Annotated in this window: 22 protein-coding genes; 15 read left to right on the top strand and 7 right to left on the bottom strand. The window is 43.8% G+C overall.

Annotation, left to right across the window (positions count from 1 at the left end; translation table 11 throughout):
* The first annotated feature begins 117 nt into the window (after positions 1-117).
* The 4 genes from aceK to D0X99_RS18210 all read left to right on the top strand — a co-directional run bounded on the left by aceK (position 118) and on the right by D0X99_RS18210 (position 5,706).
* Entirely contained in the window at positions 118-1,842 is a 1,725-nt protein-coding gene (gene aceK, locus D0X99_RS18225) for a bifunctional isocitrate dehydrogenase kinase/phosphatase (RefSeq protein ID WP_119479298.1), read from the top strand.
* A 79-nt stretch (positions 1,843-1,921) separates the two neighbouring features.
* Entirely contained in the window at positions 1,922-3,046 is a 1,125-nt protein-coding gene (locus D0X99_RS18220) for an alpha/beta hydrolase (RefSeq protein ID WP_119479297.1), read from the top strand.
* A gap of 18 nt (positions 3,047-3,064) precedes the next feature.
* On the top strand, positions 3,065-4,489 hold the full coding sequence (locus D0X99_RS18215; protein WP_119479296.1) for a leucyl aminopeptidase family protein: 1,425 nt from the start codon (positions 3,065-3,067) through the stop codon (positions 4,487-4,489).
* Between the two features lie 2 nt (positions 4,490-4,491).
* On the top strand, positions 4,492-5,706 hold the full coding sequence (locus D0X99_RS18210) for an ATP-grasp domain-containing protein (RefSeq protein WP_119479295.1): 1,215 nt from the start codon (positions 4,492-4,494) through the stop codon (positions 5,704-5,706).
* Between the two features lie 140 nt (positions 5,707-5,846).
* On the opposite strand, the gene D0X99_RS18205 is transcribed toward D0X99_RS18210, so the two are convergent.
* The 3 genes from D0X99_RS18205 to D0X99_RS18195 all read right to left on the bottom strand — a co-directional run bounded on the left by D0X99_RS18205 (position 5,847) and on the right by D0X99_RS18195 (position 8,478).
* Positions 5,847-6,614 (bottom strand): TIGR02757 family protein, encoded by a 768-nt coding sequence (locus D0X99_RS18205; RefSeq protein ID WP_119479294.1) that lies wholly within the window; start codon positions 6,612-6,614, stop codon positions 5,847-5,849.
* Positions 6,614-7,168, bottom strand: coding sequence for a hypothetical protein (locus tag D0X99_RS18200; protein ID WP_119479293.1), 555 nt, complete (start codon positions 7,166-7,168; stop codon positions 6,614-6,616). Before D0X99_RS18200 ends, D0X99_RS18205 begins: the two co-directional genes overlap by 1 nt.
* Before the next feature lie 131 nt (positions 7,169-7,299).
* The gene (locus tag D0X99_RS18195) at positions 7,300-8,478 is read right to left on the bottom strand and encodes a LysM peptidoglycan-binding domain-containing protein (RefSeq protein WP_119479292.1); all 1,179 of its coding nucleotides are present in this window, start codon (positions 8,476-8,478) and stop codon (positions 7,300-7,302) included.
* 264 nt (positions 8,479-8,742) lie between these two features.
* On the opposite strand from D0X99_RS18195, the gene D0X99_RS18190 reads away from it, so the two are divergent.
* The 11 genes from D0X99_RS18190 (at position 8,743) to D0X99_RS18140 (ending at position 19,829) form a co-directional block, all read left to right on the top strand.
* On the top strand, positions 8,743-10,089 hold the full coding sequence (locus tag D0X99_RS18190; protein WP_119479356.1) for an NfeD family protein: 1,347 nt from the start codon (positions 8,743-8,745) through the stop codon (positions 10,087-10,089).
* A 28-nt stretch (positions 10,090-10,117) separates the two neighbouring features.
* Entirely contained in the window at positions 10,118-10,492 is a 375-nt protein-coding gene (locus D0X99_RS18185; protein WP_119479291.1) for a globin domain-containing protein, read from the top strand.
* Positions 10,485-11,222, top strand: a complete 738-nt coding sequence (locus tag D0X99_RS18180; protein WP_119479290.1) for a lysophospholipid acyltransferase family protein — start codon at positions 10,485-10,487, stop codon at positions 11,220-11,222. Before D0X99_RS18185 ends, D0X99_RS18180 begins: the two co-directional genes overlap by 8 nt.
* Positions 11,223-11,234: 12 nt before the next feature.
* Positions 11,235-11,522 carry an Asp-tRNA(Asn)/Glu-tRNA(Gln) amidotransferase subunit GatC gene (gene gatC / locus D0X99_RS18175; protein WP_119479289.1) on the top strand — a complete coding sequence of 96 codons (288 nt, stop codon included), beginning with the start codon at positions 11,235-11,237 and terminating at the stop codon, positions 11,520-11,522.
* Positions 11,523-11,524: 2 nt separating this feature from the next.
* The gene (locus D0X99_RS18170; RefSeq protein WP_119479288.1) at positions 11,525-14,290 is read left to right on the top strand and encodes a tetratricopeptide repeat protein; all 2,766 of its coding nucleotides are present in this window, start codon (positions 11,525-11,527) and stop codon (positions 14,288-14,290) included.
* A 78-nt stretch (positions 14,291-14,368) separates the two neighbouring features.
* Positions 14,369-15,085, top strand: a complete 717-nt coding sequence (locus D0X99_RS18165; RefSeq protein ID WP_119479287.1) for an ABC transporter ATP-binding protein — start codon at positions 14,369-14,371, stop codon at positions 15,083-15,085.
* A 58-nt stretch (positions 15,086-15,143) separates the two neighbouring features.
* Positions 15,144-15,695, top strand: a complete 552-nt coding sequence (locus tag D0X99_RS18160; RefSeq protein ID WP_119479286.1) for a cob(I)yrinic acid a,c-diamide adenosyltransferase — start codon at positions 15,144-15,146, stop codon at positions 15,693-15,695.
* Positions 15,696-15,805: 110 nt separating this feature from the next.
* A complete protein-coding gene (locus tag D0X99_RS18155; RefSeq protein WP_119479285.1) occupies positions 15,806-16,873 on the top strand; it encodes a branched-chain amino acid aminotransferase in 1,068 nt (355 codons plus the stop codon).
* A 45-nt stretch (positions 16,874-16,918) separates the two neighbouring features.
* Complete coding sequence (locus tag D0X99_RS18150) at positions 16,919-17,425, top strand: hypothetical protein (RefSeq protein ID WP_119479284.1); 507 nt, start codon at positions 16,919-16,921, stop codon at positions 17,423-17,425.
* Between the two features lie 66 nt (positions 17,426-17,491).
* Positions 17,492-18,593, top strand: a protein-coding gene (gene prfB, locus D0X99_RS18145; protein WP_119479283.1) for a peptide chain release factor 2 whose coding sequence is annotated in 2 segments (ribosomal slippage) — positions 17,492-17,551 and positions 17,553-18,593 — 1,101 coding nt in all. Because the reading frame shifts where the segments join, the coding sequence is not laid out codon by codon here.
* A gap of 54 nt (positions 18,594-18,647) precedes the next feature.
* Entirely contained in the window at positions 18,648-19,829 is a 1,182-nt protein-coding gene (locus D0X99_RS18140) for an MFS transporter (RefSeq protein ID WP_119479282.1), read from the top strand.
* Here D0X99_RS18140 and D0X99_RS18135 read toward each other — a convergent pair.
* The 4 genes from D0X99_RS18135 to D0X99_RS18120 form a co-directional block, all read right to left on the bottom strand.
* Positions 19,823-21,172 carry a M24 family metallopeptidase gene (locus D0X99_RS18135; RefSeq protein ID WP_119479281.1) on the bottom strand — a complete coding sequence of 450 codons (1,350 nt, stop codon included), beginning with the start codon at positions 21,170-21,172 and terminating at the stop codon, positions 19,823-19,825. The two genes, D0X99_RS18140 and D0X99_RS18135, sit on opposite strands and share 7 nt — an antisense overlap.
* Before the next feature lie 61 nt (positions 21,173-21,233).
* Positions 21,234-22,601, bottom strand: coding sequence for an MATE family efflux transporter (locus tag D0X99_RS18130; RefSeq protein ID WP_119479280.1), 1,368 nt, complete (start codon positions 22,599-22,601; stop codon positions 21,234-21,236).
* A gap of 4 nt (positions 22,602-22,605) precedes the next feature.
* A complete protein-coding gene (locus D0X99_RS18125; RefSeq protein ID WP_119479279.1) occupies positions 22,606-23,148 on the bottom strand; it encodes an NUDIX domain-containing protein in 543 nt (180 codons plus the stop codon).
* A 57-nt stretch (positions 23,149-23,205) separates the two neighbouring features.
* A complete protein-coding gene (locus D0X99_RS18120; RefSeq protein ID WP_119479278.1) occupies positions 23,206-23,688 on the bottom strand; it encodes an Lrp/AsnC family transcriptional regulator in 483 nt (160 codons plus the stop codon).
* Positions 23,689-23,831 lie beyond the last annotated feature (143 nt).

Genomic DNA, 23,831 nt, shown 5'->3' with positions numbered 1-23,831 from the left:
TTTATTCGGCGGTTTGTTTCTCCCTATAAACCTCAGAAAATCAAGACATTTTAAAAGGAAATACGGCACTACAATCTTGGAAAAAATTAATTTTTCATCTTTACTACCAAATTTCCTATGCCACAGCGAGCCCTACCTCTAGCCAAGAAAATTTTTGAAGGCTACTTAACCTACACGGAATCTTTCAAAGCCTATACCCGATTGGCGCCTTTGTACTTTGCTCAGCGCAACTGGCAGGCTACTCAACTCAATCATAGGCAAAGACTTAGGCTTTACAAAGACCTTCTTTTTCAATTGACCAAGGTGTTTCAGGAAATGCTAGGTTCGGATTCCGATAACCGTCAAATCTGGTCATTGATCCGAAAAGACTATCAGGAAATGATTGCAAATCGTCCTGACGTGGAATTGGCGGAGACGTTTTTTAATTCCGTCTTTCGAAAAACCTTTCCTAATAATCCTCTGGATGAGGAATTGATGTATGTCATGGAAGGGTACAACTCCTGTGAAATACTCGAAAACTCTGAATTGCTCAGAACCTACCCGGCTTCCATGGGCCTGGAAAAAATCATAAGGCAAATTCTTGAAGATTTCGATTTTGGTGCTCCTTTTATGGACAAAGAACAGGACGTTCAGTTCTTGATCGAAGGAGTGAAAAAAGTAATTCTGACCCGCTACCAAGTAGAAGCTGGAGCGAAAACTCAACTGTTGAGGTCAGTATTTTACAGAAACAAGGCAGCCTACTTGATCGGACGAACCTATGTAGGGAAAAAGTGGATGCCCTTTATCATACCCGTTCTGAATGGACCTAGGGGAGTTTTTGTGGATACACTCATCTTTGATCCCAACCTGATGAGTCACTTGTTCAGCTTTACTCGATCCTATTTCATGGTAGAGGCCGAGGTGCCATCCCAAATTGTGGGGTTTCTAAGTTCAGTTATCCCACACAAAAAAATCCACGAACTTTATAACGCCATTGGATTCAATAAACATGGCAAAACGCTGTTTTACAGGGATTTTCTATACCATTTGGAAGCAAGCAAAGACCAGTTTGTAATCGCACCTGGAATCAAGGGAATGGTCATGACGGTTTTCACACTTCCCTCCCTCAACATCGTCTTTAAGCTAATCAAGGACCACTTTGAGCCCCCAAAAAACATGACCCGTCAAGAGGTTCGTGAAAAATACAAACTGGTTTCACTTCATGATCGAGTCGGAAGGATGGCCGATACACATGAGTTTGAGTTTTTCAAAATACCACTTGATCGCATCAGTCCTGAATTGATGAAAGAACTGAGAAACACAACCAATTCACTTCTGCAGATTAAGGACAATCAATTGGTCATCAAACACCTATACACCGAACGAAAAATGATTCCCCTCAATATTTTCCTGGAATCGTGCTCCCTGGAGGAAGGCAAACGTGCGGTGGAAGATTATGGTCGGGCCATTCTCCAATTGGCTCAGGCAAATATTTTCCCGGGTGATATGATGACCAAAAATTTTGGGCTAACCCGCCAGAAAAGGGTGATTTTTTACGACTATGATGAAATCGAATTTCTCGGAGACGTGAATTTCAGAACCAAGCCCAAACCGGAAACTTATGAACAAATCTATGCCTCAGAGCCTTGGTATGATATTGCTAAAAATGATGTTTTTCCTGAGGATTTTCGACGTTGGATGATTGGTAGGGCAGATCTTAAGCCACATTTTTTGGAGTATCACAAGGAATTGTTTGAACCGGAATATTGGCGCTCTTTACAGGAAAGGATCCGAAACGGTGAATTAATCCATGCCTTCCCCTACCCCGAGGAAATCAGATTCCGACCCACTGAACTTGCCTAAAGAAAAACAAGATTTCATTCTTAGCGGGACAAAACTTATTTTTGGAAATACGGGTTCACCTTTTCATCACCTCCGACCCATGATTTCAGAAGTTTCTTCCTCGATACATATACCAACCCGAACCAAAAAGATTGTCCTTCAATCTCCTGAAGACGATGAAAGACCTGTTTACTTATCCGGTAATTTCAATAACTGGGCGACGCAGGACTATCGGTTCAAGATGAAGAAAATCGAACCCGGCAAGTATGAGTTCAACTTTCCAGAAGGACCTGAATTCGATGGAGAATTGATTTATAAATTCACAAAGGGTGATTGGTCTGAGGTAGAAATTGACCGCTATGGTAACCGGACTCCCAATCGACATTGGAACGATGATAAGACGGTAAAGATTGAAAGAGTTGCCAAATGGAGAAAAAACTGGCTTCCTTATCGCCCCTCACAACTTCCACAGATCCATTTGATTTCGGAGGAATTTCAAATTCCCCAACTAAACAAAACCCGAAAAATCTGGGCTCTACTCCCCCACGATTACCAAACCAGTACCGAACATTATCCTGTCCTATATCTCCACGATGCCCAGAATCTATTCAACGAGAATGCTGAATTTGGCAACTGGCAAATTGATAAAAAACTGGCAGTCATGTCCGATTACGGTATTGGCAAGATTATCATCATTGCTGTGGAGCATGGAGAGAAAGAACGCGTCCAAGAATACAATGTCGGTAAAACCCTCCTTGGCCAAGGTCACGGTAAACAGTATATCCGGTTCATTACTGACACCCTAAAGCCCTTTGTGGACAAAACTTACCGGACCAAGCCCGAGCGGGATTTCACCGGAATCGGCGGAAGCTCCATGGGCGGGTTGGTCAGTATCTTTTCCGGACTGATCTATCCTGAAGTATTTGGAAAATTGATGGTGTTTTCCCCTTCCCTTTGGGTTATTCCAAAGATTAAACTGGGATTTTTGGACTTTTTCGAACCTCAGGAAACCCGAATTTACCTCTATGCCGGTGGTGATGAAAGTGAAACCATGGTGGACCATGTGACTAAACTTCGCAAAAGACTTGTCAAGCGTGAAAGTCTCCAAGGGAAAATGAAAGTACGCCTTTCGATCAACGAAAAAGGCAAGCACAATGAATCTTATTGGTCCGACGAGTTTCCCAAAGCAATCGAATGGCTGTTTTTCAGTGACAAACCGGAGTAAAATCCCAAACCCTCTTTTATGCAATTCAAGATTAATCCAAAAAATCCCTCAGGCACAGCTTTGAGGGTTATCCCTGTTTTCGAAGACCATTCAGAGAAAATACTGAAGGAAAAATTGAAAAACTCAGGACTTCCCAAGACTCTTTTCTCAGGTAAGAAAGATTCTTCCTATATCCTTGAGGCAGAAAATCAACTGGTCCTACTTCTTGGACTGGGAGAAAACCCGGAATACAAAACCATAGAAAATTCCTTCCGGCGGGTTTTATCCAAAAATTCTTCCCTTCTGGAATCAGAAGTTATTTTGGACTTTCCGGATTCTTTCTCTCATGAACAAGTGGAGGCTGCACTCATTGGGTTTCAGCTTGGAGGTTACTCCATTGGTTTTTACAAAAAGGAAAAACCAAAAGACTTCAATAAGTTAAAAGTCGAGGTAAGATCTGAAGCAAAAAAAATCAAATCACTGGCCGAACGAGCGGAGAAAATTGCCGCAGCAAAAATCGAGGCATTCAAACTTGTTGATCTCCCTCCAAACAAAATCACTCCGGAAAATCTGGGAGACTGGGCAAAAAATCTAAGCAAAAAAGTAAACGTTTCAGTTAAAGTATTTGACTCAAAAAAAGCTAAATCCGAAGGGCTGGAAGCATTTTTGGCAGTGGGAAGAGGTTCTGCCAAGGACCCAAAATTCATCATTCTCGAATACCGTCATCCCAAGGCCAAATTCCATCTTGGACTGGTGGGTAAAGGCGTGACCTTTGATACCGGTGGATTGAATGTCAAAACTCAAGGCATGCACCACATGAAGTCTGACATGGGCGGTGCGGCAGCTGTTTTGGCAACCACCCAACTAATCGCAGACTTGGATTTGCCAATTAACCTGACTTCTATCGTTCCGGCAGTGGAAAATGCAATCGACAAAGACGCCTATTTACCTTCCGAAGTGATTGGCAGTCATGCCGGATTGAGCATTGAAGTGATCGACACCGATGCCGAGGGCCGTTTGATTTTAGCCGACGGATTGTCTTATCTGATCAAAAATTACAAAGCGGATCAAGTAATAGATCTCGCCACACTTACCGGAAGCGCCATCGGGACTTTCGGATACGAATGCGCAGCACTTTTTTCAAATGACGGCGCACTTTCACATGGTTTGCAGCAAGCAGGAGAAGATGTGGGAGAAAAATCCTGGCCCTTACCGCTTTGGGAAAACTATGGCAAGGAGATGGATTCGGAAATCGCCGACATCAAAAACTACCATGGTAAACCCTTTGCCGGAGCAATCACGGCAGCCAAGTTTTTGGAGGCTTTCATCCATGAACATAAAGCCTGGGCGCATTTGGACATTGCCGGTGTTGCTTTTTCTGATACGGAATTTTCAAAAACCAAAACCGGCACAGCCTACGGTGTAAGTTTATTGCTTAAGTTTATTGAAAACCAATTGCAGTAAGTATGGACTCCAGCAAGACCTTCCTGTGCATTTCCAACTTTTTCAAGGGAAATGCCTTCCTAATTGCGCTTAAAAAACAGGGAAACCGGGTATTCCTGGTTACCACAGAAAAACTCAAGGATAAGCCTTGGGCTTTTGAATACATCGATGAGGTGTTTTACATGCCCGGTCAGGATTTGGATTGGGATATGAACTTGCTTTTAAAGGGAGTTGGAGGGCTGATGAAAGACCACAAGATCGAGGCAATTATTGCTCTGGACGACTACGATGTGGAAAAAGCAGCATTCCTGAGAGAAAGTCTTAGAATCCCGGGAATGGGTCAAACAACTGGTCGGTATTTCCGCGACAAGTTGGCTATGAGAATCAAAGCGCAGGATGCAGGGATCCGGGTCCCGCCTTTTTCTCCGCTCTTCAATGACGCAGACATCAATCAGTTTGCGGATCATGTGCCGGGACCTTGGGTGCTCAAACCCCGTTCGGAAGCTTCAGCCCATGGAATAATCAAAGTTCACAACAAAGAGGAACTTTGGAATAGAATCAATGAATTGGGAGACAACCGACTTTATTACCTCGTGGAGCAGTTCAAACCTGGAGACGTTTACCATGCAGATGGACTTCAGCTGGACGGGAAAACACTTTTCTTAACCGTTTCCAAGTATTTAGCTACTCCCATGGAGATCTCGCAAGGCGGCGGAATCTTCCGTTCTGCCAACTTGAAATACGGTTCGGATGACGACAAAGCCATCAGGAAGGTCAATGAGGCGATTATGAAAGCATTTGGTCTGAAAAATGGCGCTTCCCATACCGAGTTCATCAAGAGCAAGGAAGATGGACATATCTACTTTTTGGAAACTGCCTCGCGCGTAGGTGGAGCGCACTTGGCTGAAATGGTTGAATCCGCTACCAATGTCAACCTTTGGGCTGAGTGGGCCAAAATCGAAGATGCTGTAGTCAAAGAAAAGAAATACGAACTACCTAAAGTCGAGAAAAACTACGCCGGGATTGTATTGACGCTATCAAAATATGAGCATCCGGACCTAAGCAGTTTTGACGATGAGGAAGTTTGCTTCAGAGTTCCTTTGGAATACCATGCCGGACTGATCGTCAAATCACCCAAGCAAGAACGGGTGATGGAATTGCTGGACAAGTATGCGGATCGATTTGCCAAGGAACTTTCAACGACCGCTGAGGCCCCCGAACTAAAGAAGTTTCACTAAGAGTGGATAGACAATGGACAATAGTCCATAGCGTTTGTATCAAAAATAACTGTAACACTTGCGGTGGTTTATGGAGAAAAAAGACATTCATTTCTTTTCCAAATAGTACTACCGTCTATGGACTATTATCCATTCACTGACTAAAACTTCTCCTCAATCCCCAATCCAAAAAGTGCGAAGTCGTACTTCACCGGATCTTTGGGATCAAATTCGCGAAGCTTTTCTGTCAACTCCAAGGCAGTTAGCCAATCGGTTTGTTTTCGAGTAATCAGGCCAAGCTTTCTCCCCACCCGATCGACGTGAAGGTCACAGGGACAGATCAATTGTGCCGGGCTGATATTTTTCCAAATTCCAAAATCCACCCCCCGATCATCGGATCTCACCATCCACCGCAGGTACATAACAATTCGCTTGCAAGCCGCTTTTCGGGCTGGTGTAGCGATATGTTTTCTGGACCTGTTAGGAACCTCTGGAAGACTGAAAAAAAACTCATGAAATTGGGTTAAAATCGACTCCATGGCATCTATTGCTCCAGTTTGGCCTATCAGGAAAGCTTCTTCCAGGCTTTTGTGATGTTTATAAAACCAACTCAAAAAATAGATAAAATACAAAGTGTCGACATCATTGAAAGTTCGATGCTTGAATTCCAAAAATGGTTTCAAATCATTTTCCTGATGATGAATTAAAAAGTCATGGGGAGAATTGTCCATCAATTGGAACAGTTCCAGACATTTGTTTATGATGGTTTTTCGTTGTCCCCAAGCTAAAATAGCCGCAAAAAAGCCGGAGATTTCTATGTCCTGTTTTTTGGAAAAGCGGTGGGGAATCGAAATGGGGTCATTTGGGATAAAGCCCGGTTGATTATACAGCGCTACTTTTTCATCCAAAAAGTCCTTCAATCCCTGCATCACAAGGCAACTTTCACCTCTCCACCCTGAATTCCGTCAAACCATTTGAAGGAAAGTTCATTTTCCACTTTCTCAGAAACGTGCCAATCAAAACATTTGATGGTGGTCAAGGACCGAAGTGAATCCAAATCAGGATCATAAAGGCAAATGTCGAAATCAGGCATGTCCTTAGGGTCCACGGTATTCCACTTTTCCAAAATAAAGCCTTCGTCGAGTACCCTGACTTTGTTTCCAAACACAAAATCGGTCAACACGGAAGGCACTCCATCTTTTCTTCTCAGTTTAAAACCGGAAGGACCGAACATGATCTGTTTGTAAAGTTTTGCCTCCAATAAATCATTGGAATAGGGCATAGTTTCCCACTCAGCATCCTTAAATACAACTTTTGAGCCCTCGGGCCGAAGACGTGTCAATAATTGGGAAAGCTTTGAAAAAAGAAATGTCAGTCCAATAAAAAGCAATCCAAAACTGGCCAATATCGGGTAACTGATAATGAAAATGGCATTCCAGATAAACCGAAAGGTGTGATGGAAAAAGAGCTGGACTTTATTCATGATTGGGAACTCGTGTCACAAAGGTACTTCTGCCCATTAACAAAGCCAAAGGATTACTCATTCCAGGATATTCTGGAAAACAAAAAGGCCGGTAAAACCGGCCTTTGGGAATATGTTTTTAGCAATTGAATTTAATATAAAACTTCCACGGGAAAACGCTGATTAACGGCTTTCAGTTGGTCAAATGCTGCTTGAGAAAGTTTGATCACCAGTTTGGAGTTGTCTCCAGTTTCAGGAAGCGTTCCCACCACCCGGGCAAAAATCGTCATGTCATTTTCTTCATTTTTCACCCGCATGATGCTGCCAATCGGTGCAGTACGATGCAAAACAAGGTATTTTTTATGTCCTCCTGTCCCCTCGATCAGTTCAGCCTGGCCGGTTTCTTTTACATTTTTAAATCCCCCGGAGGTGTTTTCAGGGGTTGGTTCCACTTTCATTTCAGCCGTACTAACCGCCACTTTAGGGGTTCCAACCACGGGTACGGTGGAAGGTCCTTCTGGAGCCCTTCCCACTTTAATTACTTGGCCAGATCGAAGGTTGTTCGAAGTCAAGGCATTCCATTGGATCAAATTCTCAACACTTGAACCATATTGGGAAGAGAGTGAAAAAAGGGTTTCGCCTTGCTTAACGGTATGGGAAATCCACTCTCCGGGTGCGATTGGAGTCGAATTTACTGTCTCAGTTGAGGAAGGGGTAGAAGTCTTGGTCGGTTGGGGTTTGGATTTTGGTTCTTCTGCTTTCTTTTCAACTGCCTTAGGTTGGGTTACGGGTTTGTTTTCTGCTACGGTCGGCGTTGATTTGGTTGCAGCCACTGTGGTAGAAGCAGTGGCAACTGGAGTTGGATTGGAACCTGGAGCATTGTTGGCCAAGGATGTCTCTTTGACAATCAGAGCCTGCCCCACACTCAGGTCATTCCCTTGGAGTTTATTCCACTGCTTAAGCGAATCGACAGTCACTCCATACTTTTTTGAAATGGAAAAAAGCGTTTCACCAGGATTTACTTTGTGAAGAGTCGAACCAGTGGGAATAGCGTTTTTTTCGATGTATGGAATCCGGATAGTCTGTCCGATTTTTAAGCCTTGTTTTAAAACTTCATTATCGCTTTGAATTTCCCCTACCGAAACCTGGTATTTTCTGGAAATGGCAAAAAGCGTCTCCTGTGGAGTCACCTTGTGTAGAATGAAGGTTTTGTCCCCTATCCGCTCAACCCCGATTGAGTCTCCAACTACCAAAACGGAAGCATTTGAGTACGAAATGGTTAATACAAATAGAAATACTAAAAGGCTCAGGAATTTGGGTTTGAAAATCATAGAAATCAGTGGTATTGAAGTGAAAATGGGCAAAACCCAACTTTCCTTTTGCAAGAATTATGCTAAAAAATTAAGGTTTCTTAGGTGAAGATTTCAACCTAAAAATTGATTGGAGTTCATTACCCTGAATCAAATTTCGGTTCTTTCCTCTACCATGTTAATGATAGCTTAATCGTGACAATTGAATCCCCGAAAACGAATCTCTTTCAGCTATATTGGCGTTTTGCCATGGGGATCACTATCTTTTCCAACAATTCATTTTCTATGGTTCGACTTTGGTTTTCATTTCTCCTGCTTTTGGGAATTTTGCCTGTTTCGCTTTTGGCACAGGAAAAAATTAACAAAATCTATACCTTCAAAATAGACGCTGACATCGATCCTGCCATGAACCGCCGGGTTCAGCTTGCCTTGGAGGAAGCTAAGAAAAATGAATCGAGTCTGATAATGATCGAAATGGACACCTACGGTGGGGCCGTGACCGATGCCGATGAAATACGAACCATGATCCTGGAATCTGACATTCCTGTCTATGTATTTATCAACAAGGATGCAGCTTCAGCAGGAGCACTGATTTCCATCGCTTGTGACAGCATTTATATGGCACCAGGTTCGAGTATCGGAGCAGCCACTGTAGTGAATGGAACAGACGGGGCAGTAGCACCTGACAAATATCAATCTTATATGAGGTCCATGATGCGAAGTACCGCAGAAGCGAACGGTCGCGATCCAAAAATCGCCGAAGCAATGGTGGATGAAAAAATCGTGATTGAAGGAATTTCGGATGAGAGTTCTGTGATTACTTTTTCGGTTTCAGAAGCCATCAAAAACGGCTTTTGCGAGGGAGAGTATGAATCCATCGATGCAATCCTAAAAGCCCAAAACCTGGAAAACGTTGAAGTTATCACCTATGAAGAGGATACAATAGACAAAATCATCGGCTTTTTCCTGAATCCTGCCATCAGCGGGGTGTTAATCTTAATCATCATCGGGGGAATATATTTCGAGCTTCAGACACCGGGTGTAGGCTTTCCGCTTTTGGCCGCGATAATTGCCACCTTGCTTTATTTCATCCCTTATTACCTTAACGGACTAGCTGAAAATTGGGAAGTCTTGGTCTTCTTTGTCGGGATTATCCTCTTGGCGGTCGAACTGTTTGTAATCCCTGGTTTTGGGATTTTCGGAATTTTAGGAATCGTCTTTATACTCGGCGGCTTGGTTTTGGGAATGATCCCCAACCAGGATTTTAACTTTGACTTTGTTCCCGCTTCCCAGCTATTCGGCGCCTTATTGACCGTGATTTTGGCGGCTTTAGGCTCGGTGGGTCTTGTGTTTTGGTTGACCCCAAAGATTAATAAATGGGGGGCCTTTAGCCACATCACTTTAGCGACTACCCAAGATCGCAGTGAAGGGTACACATCCAGTTTTTATTCCCAAGATCTTTTAGGTAAAAAAGGAACAGTGCATTCGAGGCTCAGACCAAGCGGAAAGATAGAAATCGACGGAGAAATCTATGATGCCTATTCCCGAGGGGATTTCATAGATCAAGGTGAAAAAATCATTGTCATTTCCACCGAAGGAACCTCCCTCAAAGTAAAAAAATGGGAGGAGTGAAAGTTAGGGATTTTTATAAGTTTGCGTCATGAACCCATTTCAGTCCATTTATGAACTGATCGGTGAAGATCAAATCCGATTACTCACCCGGCATTTTTATGAGGAAGTTTCTCAAAATCAACCTTTGAGAAAACTTTATCCTGAGGATCTGGCTCCCGCAGAGCGAAGACTTTTCCTGTTTTTGCTCCAAGTTTTCGGCGGTCCACAAACTTATTCGGAAGAGCGAGGTCATCCCAGGCTGAGAATGCGACATTTTGATTGGCAGATTGATGCAGGCATGCGTGATCATTGGCTGAATGCCATGTTGACTGCACTCAACAAACTCAACCTTGATCCCAATGCCAAGGAATTGATGATGGGCTATTTTATCAAAGTTGCAAACCACATGATCAACCATGAATAAGCTGCTGCCTAGACTACACTCAATCTATGCAGCGGTGGTTTTTATCCTGACCTTCCTACTGATTTTCCCCTTTATTTTAGTCTGCATCTGGATGCCGGGTTGGAAAAAATATGGCCGTAAAATCAATCGATACTGGGCCAGGGTATACTTTTCTTTAATTTTTTTACCTGTCAAAATTGACCAGAAAGGGAATATCAAAAAAGGAAAACCCTACATCTATCTGGCCAATCACTTCAGTTATTTGGATGTGGCCATGATGGGATTTATTCCCGGGGATGTGCTTTTCGTGGGAAAAGCTTCTATCCGAAAGGCTCCGCTTTTCGGATACTACTTCAAAAAACTCCATATCGCTGTGGATCGTGAACGGGTAAAAAGCCGAGCCGAAACGATGAAAAGGGCTGGAGAGGCCCTGGACCGGGGCAGCGGAATTGTGCTTTTTCCGGAAGGAGGAATCTACACCCAAAACCCTCCCAAGATGGTCCATTTCAAAAACGGGGCTTTCCGGCTTTCGATGGAGAAACAAATCCCGATCATACCAGTCACATTGTCCTTTAATCATCTAATTTTGCCCGACGACAGTCAGTTGCTACTCCATAAAAGACAGGCAAAGATGGTCCTTCATGAAGCTTTGGACCCAAGGGACTTTGATTCGGACGAAAGTCTTAAAGAAAAATGCTTTGAAGTCATTCAAAAACAGCTCTATCTGGACAACGGAATAAATCCAACTTAGAATTCACCACAAATGAAAATAGATAAAGCAGCAATCAAAAAAATCGCTCACCTGGCGAGATTGGAATTTGATGAAAATTCCGCTGAGAAGATGTCCAAAGACATGTCTCAGATTCTGGACTGGGTGGAGCAATTGAATGAAATTGACACCAGCAACGTTGAGCCTCTGACCACGATGTCATCCGAAGTCAATGTCATGCGGGAAGACAAAGTAGGTCAGCACCTTGACCATGAGTCGGCTTTGAAAAATGCCCCAAAAAGAGATTCTGACTACTTCCGCGTACCGAAGGTTTTGGAATAAGAATGCTGAACAATACTTCCCTTCCGAATTCATTTGCAAAAATTCTGGCCCTCCTGCTCTTAGTGACGGGAGTTTTTTTTGCGTTCTATTCCATCATTTTTGGATCTCCATATTACCCAAACATTGCTCCTGCAGCATTTCTGGATACTGTTGCCATTCCTCTAGACTGGGTAAATCTTGGAACCCTGTCTTTTCCAATCCAGGTGGATAATTTTCTGGTTTTTCAGGAGTTTCATTCCCTTCCTCCGGCATTTACATTGACAGAAAGTTACCTCTTCGGAGGAATTGTGTTTTTGATATCGGTTTCCGCTTTGGCGCTTTTCAGTACATTCAAGAAAATCCCATTTCTTGGAGCGGGAGCTGGCTGGATTATTCTCCTGACTCTTGCCAACTCCAATGGTTTGAACATCGGCACCCCAAGTTCTAGTACGCCATTAATCATTCTGATATCAGGCACCATTTTACCCGTGATCTATTTCCATGTCTGGAAACCGGATGCTTCATTTTTGCTAAGATGGTTTAGTGTTTTTCTGACTTCGGGAACTGCCCTAGTTACCTTGATTAAGCTCAGTTCGATCGACAATCCCGCCCTTTATCTCGCTGAGCAAAGTCTGATTATAGGCTTAGGAATGGCCGTATCTTGGATATTCTGGCAAGGCCACGGATTGATTTCAGGGATTTATGTCCTGTTGGCTAGGGCCAATCAAAACCTTAGTGTAAAAATATCCTGGCAAATCATCGGGGTTTCCGCGCTGTATATTTTGACCTTGATTTTCCTGCTTTTGGATATCAAGGGTGAGGTGAATCTTCCTTTCCCAATCTTTTCCCCGCTTTATTTGATACTTCCAATTGGGATTTTGGGTTGGTTTTCCACTTCTGAAAAATTGGGTCAGGTTACGGATATCGCCGCTGAACCACCCTATCTGAAAGCCCTTTATTTACTTGGATTTTCAGCTACATTTTGGGTCATCTGGAAGTTGGACATCTCCCAAAATCAGGCAGCTGAGGAATTTTTAAAACACCTGATTCTTTATTCCCAGTTTGGATTTTCGCTCTTTTTCATTGTTTACCTGATGAGCAATTTCCTTTCCGTAATGGACTCGGGTAAATCGGTTGACAAAATCCTTTACAAACCATTCTCCCTTCCGTATTACCATCTTCGGATCGGAGGAATGATTACGATTTTGGTGGTCACCATTTACATGGATGCCATCTTGGCCGCACAGTCTAATTCCTTGACGACCAATATCCTGGCTGATTATTACTACCAAACCGGAAAAAAACTGGAGGCCAGCATCCTATATGAAAATTCATGGACTGCTTTTCGTAGAAATCCAAAGGCTAAAAATGCCACTGCACAGCTTCTTTTTGAGCTCAATCAGCCTACACTTGCAAAGGATCACTTGGATGAAAGCTTAGCCGAAGTGCCTCAGGTTGACAATATTCTTTTACTCAGCTCTCGAATGATCCGGGAAAACAAACCTTTTGAGGCAGTTTTCTATTTGGAAAATGGACTGAAAAGGTTTCCTGGAAATCCCTATTTGGTCAATAATCTTGCGCTGATTTATGTGAAAATCCAGAAACCTGAAGATGCGTTTAGGCTTTTGACTGAAAATCAAACTGCTCATCCGGTCCTTGCTTCAAATTTGATCGCGCTTCAAAGCAAACTCCAAAAGGAACAGGAGAAAACTGAATCGGGAAATGAATTGATCACCAGAATTAATAATCTGGCCCGTGAAAATTTCCTAGCAGAACCCAGCAATCCGGAAGATTTGAAAAATCTCCGAAATGCGCTTGAAAAGGAGGCTTCACCAATGCTGATCCATGCCGGAATCCGAAATCTCTTTTCCATAAAAAGCTTCACTAATACCTCTGAGGATATAGCTTGGATTGATTCAATCAGCAAAAGAGAGGATTTTCTGGACTATTTGATGCAGGTTCAGGAAACTGCTTCCATCCGAAGTTTGGCGGCAGGAAGGGTAAGTGAATCGGTTAAAAATCTGAACGGCTTGGCTTTCAGAAATCCAGGGGATGCGGGCTACTACCTGAACCTGACTGCGGGAATTTTAGCTCAAAACATCGATTTTGAAAAAGCCTCCAAGGACATTATCGCCGCTGAAGAAAAAGGATTTAAGGCCTTCAGACCTTACCACCTTACGATTTTGGAGTTGGGAGGATTTAGCGAAAAAGCAGCCGAATTACGGGAGAAATACCAGGTTCCCGGAACTGCTGCTTCGGATGAGTTTTTGATTTTGATTTCAAAATTCAATCAAACCACTCCCGAAAAACTGTTTGATCAATGGAAAGCTCTTTCCTCTGCCGAATGGAAAACCAATCTTTCGCTGCTGCTTTTGGAAAGAAAAGCCCATGGCCTCACCAAGTTTCAATTGAATGAAATCGGGAATTACCTCAAAGGAAAAGTGGAAAATGAGGAAAAACTGATGGCTTTCCTCCAAAATCCTAATTGGGCTGACCAAGCCTCCCTAACTTCATTCATGGAATTCTTTCAGATTGGGGATGAACTTTCAGCAAATCCTTATCGCACGCCGCTGATTCTCAGTGCTGCCGAACGGCTGCAGGATCCTTTGGCACAGTATGAACTTCTGAATTCTGCCAGTGAGTTCAACAAAGACCCAATGCTTTGGATCAGAAAAGTTCAGGCTGCCCGACGAATAGGACTGGACAACTATGCCACTGCCGCACTTCAGGAGATGAGTACTTGGCTTACCTGGGATGAAATAGAATTATTGCAGGGAGTTAACTATTGAGCATTTTTCACGTATTTTGACACATTAGACTTCCAAAATTTAAAAGCTAAACCACTATCTTAAACGAAATTTTCTACCATGAGCAGAGTCATTGAAACCCACGAAATCAATAAAACCTACAAAATGGGCTCCGAAATCATCCAAGCCCTCAAGTCCGTCAGTATTACCGTAGATCGTGGCGAATATGTAGCCTTCATGGGTCCTTCAGGATCAGGTAAGTCCACCCTGATGAATATTATCGGTTGCTTGGACTCTCCTACTTCCGGTACTTATATTTTGGCTGGAAAGGATGTCAGTGACATGAGTGAAAATGAACTGGCAGAAATCCGAAACAAAGAAATCGGCTTTGTCTTCCAGACTTTCAACCTTCTTCCAAGAGCCAGCTGCTTGGATAACGTGGCTTTGCCATTAGTCTATGCTGGATTTAGCAGATCTGATCGCGAGGAGATGGCCTTTCAGGCGCTGTCAAACGTGGGCTTAGGAGATCGGACCAAACACCGCCCAAATGAACTTTCGGGTGGTCAACGTCAGCGTGTCGCGATTGCCAGAGCCTTGGTCAACAATCCAAGTATCATTTTGGCCGATGAACCTACCGGTAACTTGGACTCCAAAACTTCCCACGATATCATGGAATTGTTTCATGAACTCCATGCCAAAGGAAATACCATCATCATGGTAACACACGAAGATGATATCGCACATTATGCTCATCGAATCATCAGACTGAGAGATGGATTGGTGGAATCCGACAAAGTCAATCCAAATCCTACCCGAGGCGTTGCCGTGCACGCTTGATTTCCTCCCAAGAAATTGAAATAGATTCTTATTTTTGCCACTGAAAGACCGAGGCAGAATGAAAATCTATACCAAAACAGGAGATCAGGGAATTACATCACTTCTTGGGGGAATGCGGGTTCCCAAATCCGATCTTCGGATTGATGCCTATGGCACCATTGACGAATTAAATTCCTACCTAGGTCTGCTCAGAGATCAGGAGGTTAACGCAAAGCGAGCTGATTTTCTGAAAGAAATCCAAGACCGTCTGTTTACGGTTGGAGCAGATTTGGCAACTGTACCCGGAAAAGACAAAGTCAAAAAGCCTGATCTTCACGCCGAAGATGTGGAAGCTTTGGAGCAGGAAATGGATCTGATGGATGCCCAACTCCCTATGCTAACTGCATTTATTCTTCCCGGTGGTCACCAATCGGTTTCTTTTTGCCATTTGGCAAGAACAGTCTGCCGACGTGCAGAGCGAATTGTGGTAGAACTTGCATCCTTTGAACCAGTATCCGATCTAGTGATTCAATATCTGAATCGTCTTTCAGACTACCTGTTTGTATTAGGCCGAAAAATGGCCCGGGAACTTGAAGTCGAAGAAGTAACCTGGAAACCGAGATTAAAATAGGCGGGGATTTTTGGTAAATTGAACGAAGGATCACCCAAAGCCAAAGCCTGAAGAATTGGCTCAATAAATAAGTAAAAAACCAAGGCTATCTGCCTGCAAAATCAACGAGTATGAAGACCTCACTTGCTATCCCGGTTCAAAAAACCTCCAAGTCCCGACTTCCTGAAATAGACTTTTCAAACTTGGTGTTTGGGAAAACAATTTCTGACCACATGTTTGTGGCAGATTATAAAAATGGAGAATGGACTGACCTCCGAATTGAACCTTACGGTGTTTTGGATCTTCACCCTGCCAATGCGGCCCTGCATTATGGACAGTCGATTTTTGAGGGTATGAAAGCCTACAAAAATGAGAAGGGGGAAATTTTGGTTTTCCGTGGCGATGCCAATGCCCAACGAATGAATGAATCTGCTGCCAGAATGTGTATGCCGGAAATTCCTGAAGAAATCTTCATGGAAGGACTCCTTCAATTGTTGGATTTGGACAGAAACTGGGTGCCGTCTGGAAAAGGTTCAAGTTTGTATATCCGTCCCTTCATGTTTGCCACAGACAATTACATCGGAGTAAAACCTTCCGAAACCTATAAATTCATCATTTTCACCTGCCCTGTAGGAGCCTACTACAGCAAGCCGGTCAATGTTAAAGTAGAAACCAATTTCACCCGAGCGACAGAAGGTGGAACCGGTGCTGCAAAGACTGCCGGCAACTATGCTGCTTCGCTTTACCCTGCACTTCAGGCTCAGAAAGCCGGATATGATCAGTTGCTTTGGACTGACGGAAAATCCCACAGTAAAATCGAGGAAAGCGGCACGATGAACGTGATGTTTGACATCAACGGCACATTGATCACTGCACCCACCCATACCGGTACTATCCTGAAAGGCATCACCCGTGATTCGGTAATCCGTCTTGCAAAGGACTGGGGCATGCCTTTGGAAGAGCGATTCCTGACCGTGGCTGAACTTCAGGAGGCACTGGAAAAAGGAACTTTGAGAGAGGCTTTTGGAACAGGGACAGCCGCTACCATCGCTCATATCGCAAAAATCAATGTGAACGGCATGGATTATATTCTTCCGGAAAATCCTTCTGATGCTTTTTCCACCAAAGTCCTTAACGAACTGGACGGTATCAAATACGGTGAAATTGCTGACACAAGAGGCTGGATCGTAAAAATCTAAGAGACAACGGGAAGGCTACTTCCCGTTTTTTGTTACTTTCCAATTATGAAGTTTATCCTTACTGTTCTGCTTTTTCTTATGGCATTTTGGGAAACAAATGCCCAATCCAAAGATTTCATTCTTCTCAAAAGAGGTAGCAATCAAAAAACTCAAATAAGATTTTATCCGGGTGAGGAAATCACCTACAAAAGCAAAAAACTGGGATATTTCATTACAGACAAGATCATCAATTTGGATACTGAATTCATTTATCTGGAGGAAAACATCCTAAGTCCAGCCGACATTTTGGAAATTGATGTCAGGCATAAAGATCCCAGAAACAGAACATTGAGCAATCTTACAGCACTATTCTTGGGAGCAGGGGGAATTCTTTTGACCGTAGAAGCAGTCAACAGCCTGTATCAACAGGATGAACTCCGAATCGATGATGGTGTGGCCATCACTTCAGGAATATTGATCGGAACAGGTCTTGCACTTTTACCTTTACGCTACAAAACCTTTAAAAACGAAGGGAGAAACGGGATACAAATCATCCTGATGCGAATGGATTAATCGAAGTTTACTGGCAAAAACGGATATTTTTCCTGACTTTTGCAGCCTAAATTTTCACCTAGACAGATGACTTCAGAACAACTGAAAGACTTGAAAGCCCGCACTTCGGCTTTGAGGAGGTATCTTTGACTACGATCGTAAGAAAGTAGAAATCCAAGACTTTGAGGCTGTTTCGGCCCAGGCAGACTTCTGGAATAACCCGGAAGAAGCCGAAAAAACCATGAAACAAATCCAAGCCCGAAAAGGCTGGACGACTTCCTTTGAAAATCTGGATCAAAAAATCCAGGACCTTGAAGTGCTGTATGAATTCTACAGTGCCGGTGAGGTAACCGAGGAAGAACTAAAAGCCGACTACCTCAAAGCCAAAGAGGCTGTGGAGGAGCTTGAGCTTAAGAAGATGCTATCCGCTGAGGAAGACCAGCTAAACGCCGTGTTGGAAATCAATCCGGGTGCCGGAGGGACAGAGAGCAACGACTGGGCATCCATTCTGATGCGTATGTACATTATGTGGGGGGAGAAAAACGGCTACAAGGTAAAAGAGGTAGACGTTCAGCCTGGCGAAGTAGCGGGAATCAAATCTGCCACGCTGGAATTTGAAGGACCGCTTGCTTATGGATTCCTGAAATCAGAAACCGGGGTACACCGTCTGGTTAGAATCTCTCCTTTTGATTCAGGAGGAAGAAGACACACTTCATTTGCCTCCGTCTATGCCTATCCTGAAGTCGATGACTCAATCGAAATTGAGATCAATCCCGCAGACGTAGAACTACACACATCCCGATCAGGTGGTGCGGGTGGTCAAAACGTTAACAAGGTAGAGACCAAGGTTCAGTTGACTCACAAGCCAACCGGAATCGTGGTAGTTTGCCAAGTGGAGCGCTCCCAGCTTGCCAACCGGGAAAAGGCGATGCAGATGTTGAAATCCCGTCTCTACCAGATGGAACTGGAAAAACGGAATGCCGAAATCGCAAAAATCGAATCCTCAAAGCTCCGAGTAGACTTTGGCTCACAAATCCGAAACTACGTTCTTCACCCATATAAACTGGTGAAAGACAACCGAACAGGATTTGAGACCTCTGACGCCCAGGGGGTGCTCGATGGAGATCTAAACGGTTTCATGAAAGCATTCTTACTTGCCCAAAGCGAAGAAGAAGCCAACAAAGATTAATCAAACAGGCCGGAAGTATTCTCCGGCCTTTTGTATTCCAATTAGTATTTTCCAATGCGCCTACTCCCCTCTTTTTTTACGCTGGATTTTTTTCTGCTCTGCATGAGCTCGTTTCTGTTTTTCTCCTCCTTCAACATGATCATTCCTGAGCTTCCGGCTTACCTCAGTTCATTGGGAGGTGAGGACTACAAAGGATTGATTATTGCACTCTTCACTCTTTCTGCAGGACTTTCCAGGCCTTTCAGCGGAAAACTTGCAGACAAAATCGGCCGGATTCCAGTGATGATGGTTGGAGCGAGTGTCTGTTTTGTGGTGGGGTTACTTTATCCGCTTCTGACGTTTGTATCAGGGTTTCTTTTTCTGAGGTTTGCGCATGGGTTTTCGGCTGGCTTCACTCCGACTGGTGCATCGGCTTATGTTGCGGATATTGTCCCTTTCCAAAAACGGGGAGAAGCTATGGGAATCCAATCGCTTTTTGGCTCTTTGGGTATGGCAGCAGGTCCTGCAGTTGGTGGCTGGATTGCCAGTATTTGGTCAATCAATACGGTGTTCTATTGTGCAGCCTTCACGGCTATTTTCTCCATTCTGATTTTGCTTAGACTGAAGGAAACCCTGCAGGAAAAAGAACCGCTGCGCCTTGGCCTTTTCAAACTTGATCGTCATGAGATCATCGAAAAACGGGTTCTATTACCATCCATTATCCTTTTTCTTTCGGTGTTTTCTTTTGGAGTAGTCTTGACGATCATCCCGGATTTTTCCACCTATCTGGGAATCAAAAATAAAGGACTGTTTTTCGCGGTTTTCACGCTTTCTTCCTTAGGTATTCGCCTTATTGCCGGAAGGACATCTGATCGATACGGGCGAGTGGTCGTGCTAAGAGCCGCAGTGGTATGCATGATGTTGGCAATGGTTTCGGTGGCTTTTGCAGAAAGCAAAGTCGTCCTGCTCAGCTCAGGCATCCTTTTCGGAGCAGCTGTAGGCATGTATAGCCCAACCACCACCGCATGGGTAGTGGACCGCTCCTTGGATAAGTTCCGTGGAAGAGCTTTGGCAACTATGTACATTTTCCTAGAAAGTGGAATCGGTGTCGGCGCGGTAATTTCAGGATGGCTTTATGCAAACAATCCTGAAAATTTCCGACTGGTCTTTCTATCCTCTGGCTTGGTAGCCTTTATAGCTTTTCTTATTCTGATTTTCATCAAAAGGGATCGAAAAACCTTCCTACCCAATCAATAACCCAAGTAATTACTCACTCGGGGAATAGCCAAAATAGACTTTTGACGACCATTGTAATAGGTGACTTTTTTTCCGTCGAAAAAGGCGCCCTCCTCTAACATCACCCGAACATCCTTATTCCACTCCTTAACAAAAACCACGGCATTGAGCTCGATTGCATAGCCCGTATTTGCATGAAGCGGAAAATCTCCAGCTCCAGAAGTGATGCCTTGGTTATCCCACATACCAATGGTAGGCCCTGCTGAATGCCCGTAATAGCCAAGCGGATGCGTGTAAATGCTGCCTCGGATTCCCTCAGCTTCCATTTGCTTTCGGGATTCACGCAGAATTTCATTTCCTGTTCGGCCTGCCACATAGTTGGAGGTCAAGATATCTTGGAGTCGGTTTCCTATTGCCAAAGCATCTTGGAGATACTTTGGAACCTCTGTTTCCCCAGCCTTCAGCACATAGGCTAATTCTTGGGTATCCGTATTCAATCTCAAATAAGTGATTCCAAAATCAATGTGAAGCAAATCACCCGGCATGATAACTTGTTCATTTGGGCGAACTGCAAAAGATCGGCTTGCTTCATTAGAATTAGGGTCTGGACGTTGGATGTCCACCGTGGGATGAAACCAAGTATCGAGTTTCATTTCCTTGATTTTTTCCCTATAAAACCAAACAACATCCTCCGTGGTCGTCACTCCAGGAGTGATCACTCGGTCGGAAAGTCCCTCTGCGATGATGTAATGAGCCAGTTCCTGAATATGCTTATACGAAGCCATTTCGGCAGCTGTCCGGGTTTCCAACCATCTCACCGCCAAAGTTTGGGCAGAGGCCACTTTGCCCTTATGAGCTTCGGGAAGATTTTTCATAAACTCTTCAAAGTCAAAATGGGTCAATCCATCCGCATGTCCATAATCCTTGGCAAAGTTGAGTCCTATTTTCTTGGGATTTTTAGCTGAAACAATATCCATCAAAGCCTTCCACTGATCTGGCTGTGCTTCCGGGTCCCAGGCCTTTTTGAAGGATTTCCCCACATCGTACCGGGCAATCGCATAAGTTTCAACTTTGGCATTGGGTTGTGGCTGATACATCACCAAAATTGTTCTCCTCCGTGCCGCATGCCAGGTTGCAGGAAGAAGCGTTCGTATGACAGGATCTTCATTGTATTCTCGGGACATGACAATCCACATATCAATTCCCGTCTCGGTCATCAGCGATGGCAAAAGGTTCTGGATTCGGTCCTCGAGCCAGGAATCAATTACTTCAGCTTGCTCACGCTGGGAAAGCACGGCAGGTTGCTGGGAAAAGGAAGAAAACGTGGTCATTGCCACCAACACGAGAAGTAAAAGCTGCTTCATTGGAATCTGATTGGATTAGATCCCAAGATAGCTTTTCGTCGGAAAAGTCAGAGAAGCTTTTTTAGGAAATCGATGGCTGAATTGGAGCGGCAGGCTTTTCGGCAAGCTTTCGTTTGCTCAATTGATGAAAACGATAAAACAACATCACCGCAGTAATGCTCAAGCCAATCAGCAAACCATACCAAATTCCTTTTTCAGCCATGCCAAACTCAAATGCCAACACATAACCCAAAGGCAGACCTAGCACCCAATAGGCCATCAACGTGACAATGGTGGGCACTTTTACATCTTCCATCCCTCTCAAAACCCCAAGTCCAACAACTTGAACACCATCTGACAACTGGAAAAGTCCGGCAATGATCAATAAGGAAGCTGATAAAGCGATCACTTCAGGATCATCTATATAAAGCGTAGGAAGGAAATATCTGAAGGTGAAAAACAGCAGCGCACAGGCAAACATGAAGGCAATCACCATCCCAAAAACGACCATGCCGGCTTCCCGCATGGCCTTCATGTTGCCTTTTCCGATTTGATTACTGACCCGGATCATTCCGGCTGTAGCCAAACCGGTCGCCATCATATAGGAAATGGAAGCCAAATTCAGGGCAATCTGATGTCCGGCGAGTGCATTTACCCCAATCCAACCCATCATAATCGCAGCAGTACTGAAGGCAGAAACTTCAAAAATGAACTGAAAACCGGTTGGAATTCCGATTTTGAGAATTTTCGAAATCATAGGAAAACTCGCATTCGGAAGTGTAAGTCTGAAATGATATTTCTTGTAGCGTGGAGAGCTCAGAATGTATCCACCCATCATCACTGCCATCAAAACCCTGGAAATGAGCGTAGCCCATCCTGCCCCATTCAAACCCAACTCAGGAAAACCCCAAACTCCCCAAATCAGCACCCAGTTGAGAAATACATTGACCAGATTGGCAAAAATGGTGATGTACATCGCCTGCTTGGTTTGGGATAAACCTTCCGCCATCTGTTTGAAAGTCTGAAAGACCATCAGGGGCAGCAAGGATGCTGTGATAATCAACAGATACGGAATAGCCAGAATGACAACTTCTTCGGGCTGATTGAGGTAATGCAGGCCTTGTGACAAACCCAAAACTATCATGGTTAAAATCACGCTGGTCCCAATATTAATCCAAAGCCCATGACTAAAAAGCCTGGAAATCCGCTTGGACCTTTCCTTACCATCCGCAACTGAAACCAGTGGCGTTATTCCCATCGAAATTCCTATTCCAAACATCATGATTACAAAAAATATACTGTTGCCTAAAGAAGCGGCAGCCAAAGGCAAGGCTCCAAGCCTTCCTACCATCATACTGTCAGCAACGCCAACGGAAACCTGTCCAAGTTGACTAAGCATGACCGGGTAGGCCAAATGAAAAGTGGTATTTAGATGATTTTTAAGCGTCATGGAATTAATATCCTAAAATTCGAGCGGCTTTGAGAATTCCCGCCACACTGATACTGTCTGTGATTTCTCCGGACATGACCATATCCAAAGCTTCTGGAAAAGGAAGTTTTTTGATTTGAAGAACTTCAGTCTCTTCGAACTCCGTTTCTCCTTGAGTTAATTCCTCTGCAAGATATAGGATCGCCAGTTCGTCAGTGACAGAATTTGAAGTATGGATCTTCATAATTTCTGTCCATTTCTCAGCGAAAAGTCCGGTCTCCTCCTTGAGTTCTCTTTTAGCTGATTCCAGCAGATCCATTCCAATTGGACCTCCACCCATGGGAATCTCCCAGGAATACACATCCAAAGGATACCGATATTGACCGATCAACCAAGTGTTACCTTCACTGTCAATCGGGATGATGGCCATCGCCCTGTTTTTGAAGTGGACTTTCCCATAAATTCCCGGCTTTCCGGCGGGATTGATAATATCGTGTTGCTCCAGTCTAATCCAGGGATTATCGTAAACCGGAGTAATTTTTAAAGTTTTCCAGGGATTGTCAGTCATATTTTTTCAAAAAAAAAGGGCGGCAGAGCCACCCTGAATTTTATATCAAAAGCCTGCTTAAGCAGGAATAGGTAGCACTTTTGAGTCCTTAAAGGTAGAAAGAATCACCATGGACTGCATGGAATCAACTTCCTTGATTTCCGACACCTTTTCAAGCATCAATTTTTGATAAGCGGTGATATCCTTTGCAATGATCTTAAGGATAAAGTCACCTGTTCCAGTGATGTGGTGACATTCAATCACTTCCTGAATCTCGTTGATTTCCTTCATGAAGGCATCAATATTACCCTTGTTATGTCCGATCAGGCTGACCAACACAAAGGTGCTCACGCCCAATCCAATTTTCTCAGGATCAAGCTTGGCGTGGTAGCTTTTAATGATTCCGGATTGCTCCAATTTCTTAACTCGCTCCAAAGTAGGTGCAGGAGAAAGTCCAATGTCTTTGGACAACTGGGCATTGGTGATTTTTGCGTTTGCTTGTAGGATTTCGAGTATCCTACGATCTATTTTATCGAATTTAATTCTAACGCTATTGTCCATATTATCTGGTCTTTACAAAATTTTCTGTTGTGCAAATTTAATATAAATGATGAATGTTTTAAATCGATTTGACTCTTTTTGATGAGTGGAAATCAAAATATTGTTAATCATTTACAGGATTTGGGCAAAGATTCCTACTAAAA

This window comes from Algoriphagus lacus, from assembly GCF_003583985.1.
In the GTDB taxonomy this organism is placed as follows: Bacteria; Bacteroidota; Bacteroidia; order Cytophagales; family Cyclobacteriaceae; genus Algoriphagus; species Algoriphagus lacus.
Note: the sequence above shows the minus strand (reverse complement) of the source record. Positions and strands in the feature narration are given on the sequence as shown.

Coding starts and splice junctions, on each gene's coding strand:
- aceK (WP_119479298.1), top strand. CDS start 118: ATGCCACAGCGAGCCCTACCTCTAGCCAAGAAAATTTTTGAAGGCTAC.
- D0X99_RS18220 (WP_119479297.1), top strand. CDS start 1,922: ATGATTTCAGAAGTTTCTTCCTCGATACATATACCAACCCGAACCAAA.
- D0X99_RS18215 (WP_119479296.1), top strand. CDS start 3,065: ATGCAATTCAAGATTAATCCAAAAAATCCCTCAGGCACAGCTTTGAGG.
- D0X99_RS18210 (WP_119479295.1), top strand. CDS start 4,492: ATGGACTCCAGCAAGACCTTCCTGTGCATTTCCAACTTTTTCAAGGGA.
- D0X99_RS18205 (WP_119479294.1), bottom strand. CDS start 6,614: ATGCAGGGATTGAAGGACTTTTTGGATGAAAAAGTAGCGCTGTATAAT.
- D0X99_RS18200 (WP_119479293.1), bottom strand. CDS start 7,168: ATGAATAAAGTCCAGCTCTTTTTCCATCACACCTTTCGGTTTATCTGG.
- D0X99_RS18195 (WP_119479292.1), bottom strand. CDS start 8,478: ATGATTTTCAAACCCAAATTCCTGAGCCTTTTAGTATTTCTATTTGTA.
- D0X99_RS18190 (WP_119479356.1), top strand. CDS start 8,743: ATGGTTCGACTTTGGTTTTCATTTCTCCTGCTTTTGGGAATTTTGCCT.
- D0X99_RS18185 (WP_119479291.1), top strand. CDS start 10,118: ATGAACCCATTTCAGTCCATTTATGAACTGATCGGTGAAGATCAAATC.
- D0X99_RS18180 (WP_119479290.1), top strand. CDS start 10,485: ATGAATAAGCTGCTGCCTAGACTACACTCAATCTATGCAGCGGTGGTT.
- gatC (WP_119479289.1), top strand. CDS start 11,235: ATGAAAATAGATAAAGCAGCAATCAAAAAAATCGCTCACCTGGCGAGA.
- D0X99_RS18170 (WP_119479288.1), top strand. CDS start 11,525: ATGCTGAACAATACTTCCCTTCCGAATTCATTTGCAAAAATTCTGGCC.
- D0X99_RS18165 (WP_119479287.1), top strand. CDS start 14,369: ATGAGCAGAGTCATTGAAACCCACGAAATCAATAAAACCTACAAAATG.
- D0X99_RS18160 (WP_119479286.1), top strand. CDS start 15,144: ATGAAAATCTATACCAAAACAGGAGATCAGGGAATTACATCACTTCTT.
- D0X99_RS18155 (WP_119479285.1), top strand. CDS start 15,806: ATGAAGACCTCACTTGCTATCCCGGTTCAAAAAACCTCCAAGTCCCGA.
- D0X99_RS18150 (WP_119479284.1), top strand. CDS start 16,919: ATGAAGTTTATCCTTACTGTTCTGCTTTTTCTTATGGCATTTTGGGAA.
- D0X99_RS18140 (WP_119479282.1), top strand. CDS start 18,648: ATGCGCCTACTCCCCTCTTTTTTTACGCTGGATTTTTTTCTGCTCTGC.
- D0X99_RS18135 (WP_119479281.1), bottom strand. CDS start 21,172: ATGAAGCAGCTTTTACTTCTCGTGTTGGTGGCAATGACCACGTTTTCT.
- D0X99_RS18130 (WP_119479280.1), bottom strand. CDS start 22,601: ATGACGCTTAAAAATCATCTAAATACCACTTTTCATTTGGCCTACCCG.
- D0X99_RS18125 (WP_119479279.1), bottom strand. CDS start 23,148: ATGACTGACAATCCCTGGAAAACTTTAAAAATTACTCCGGTTTACGAT.
- D0X99_RS18120 (WP_119479278.1), bottom strand. CDS start 23,688: ATGGACAATAGCGTTAGAATTAAATTCGATAAAATAGATCGTAGGATA.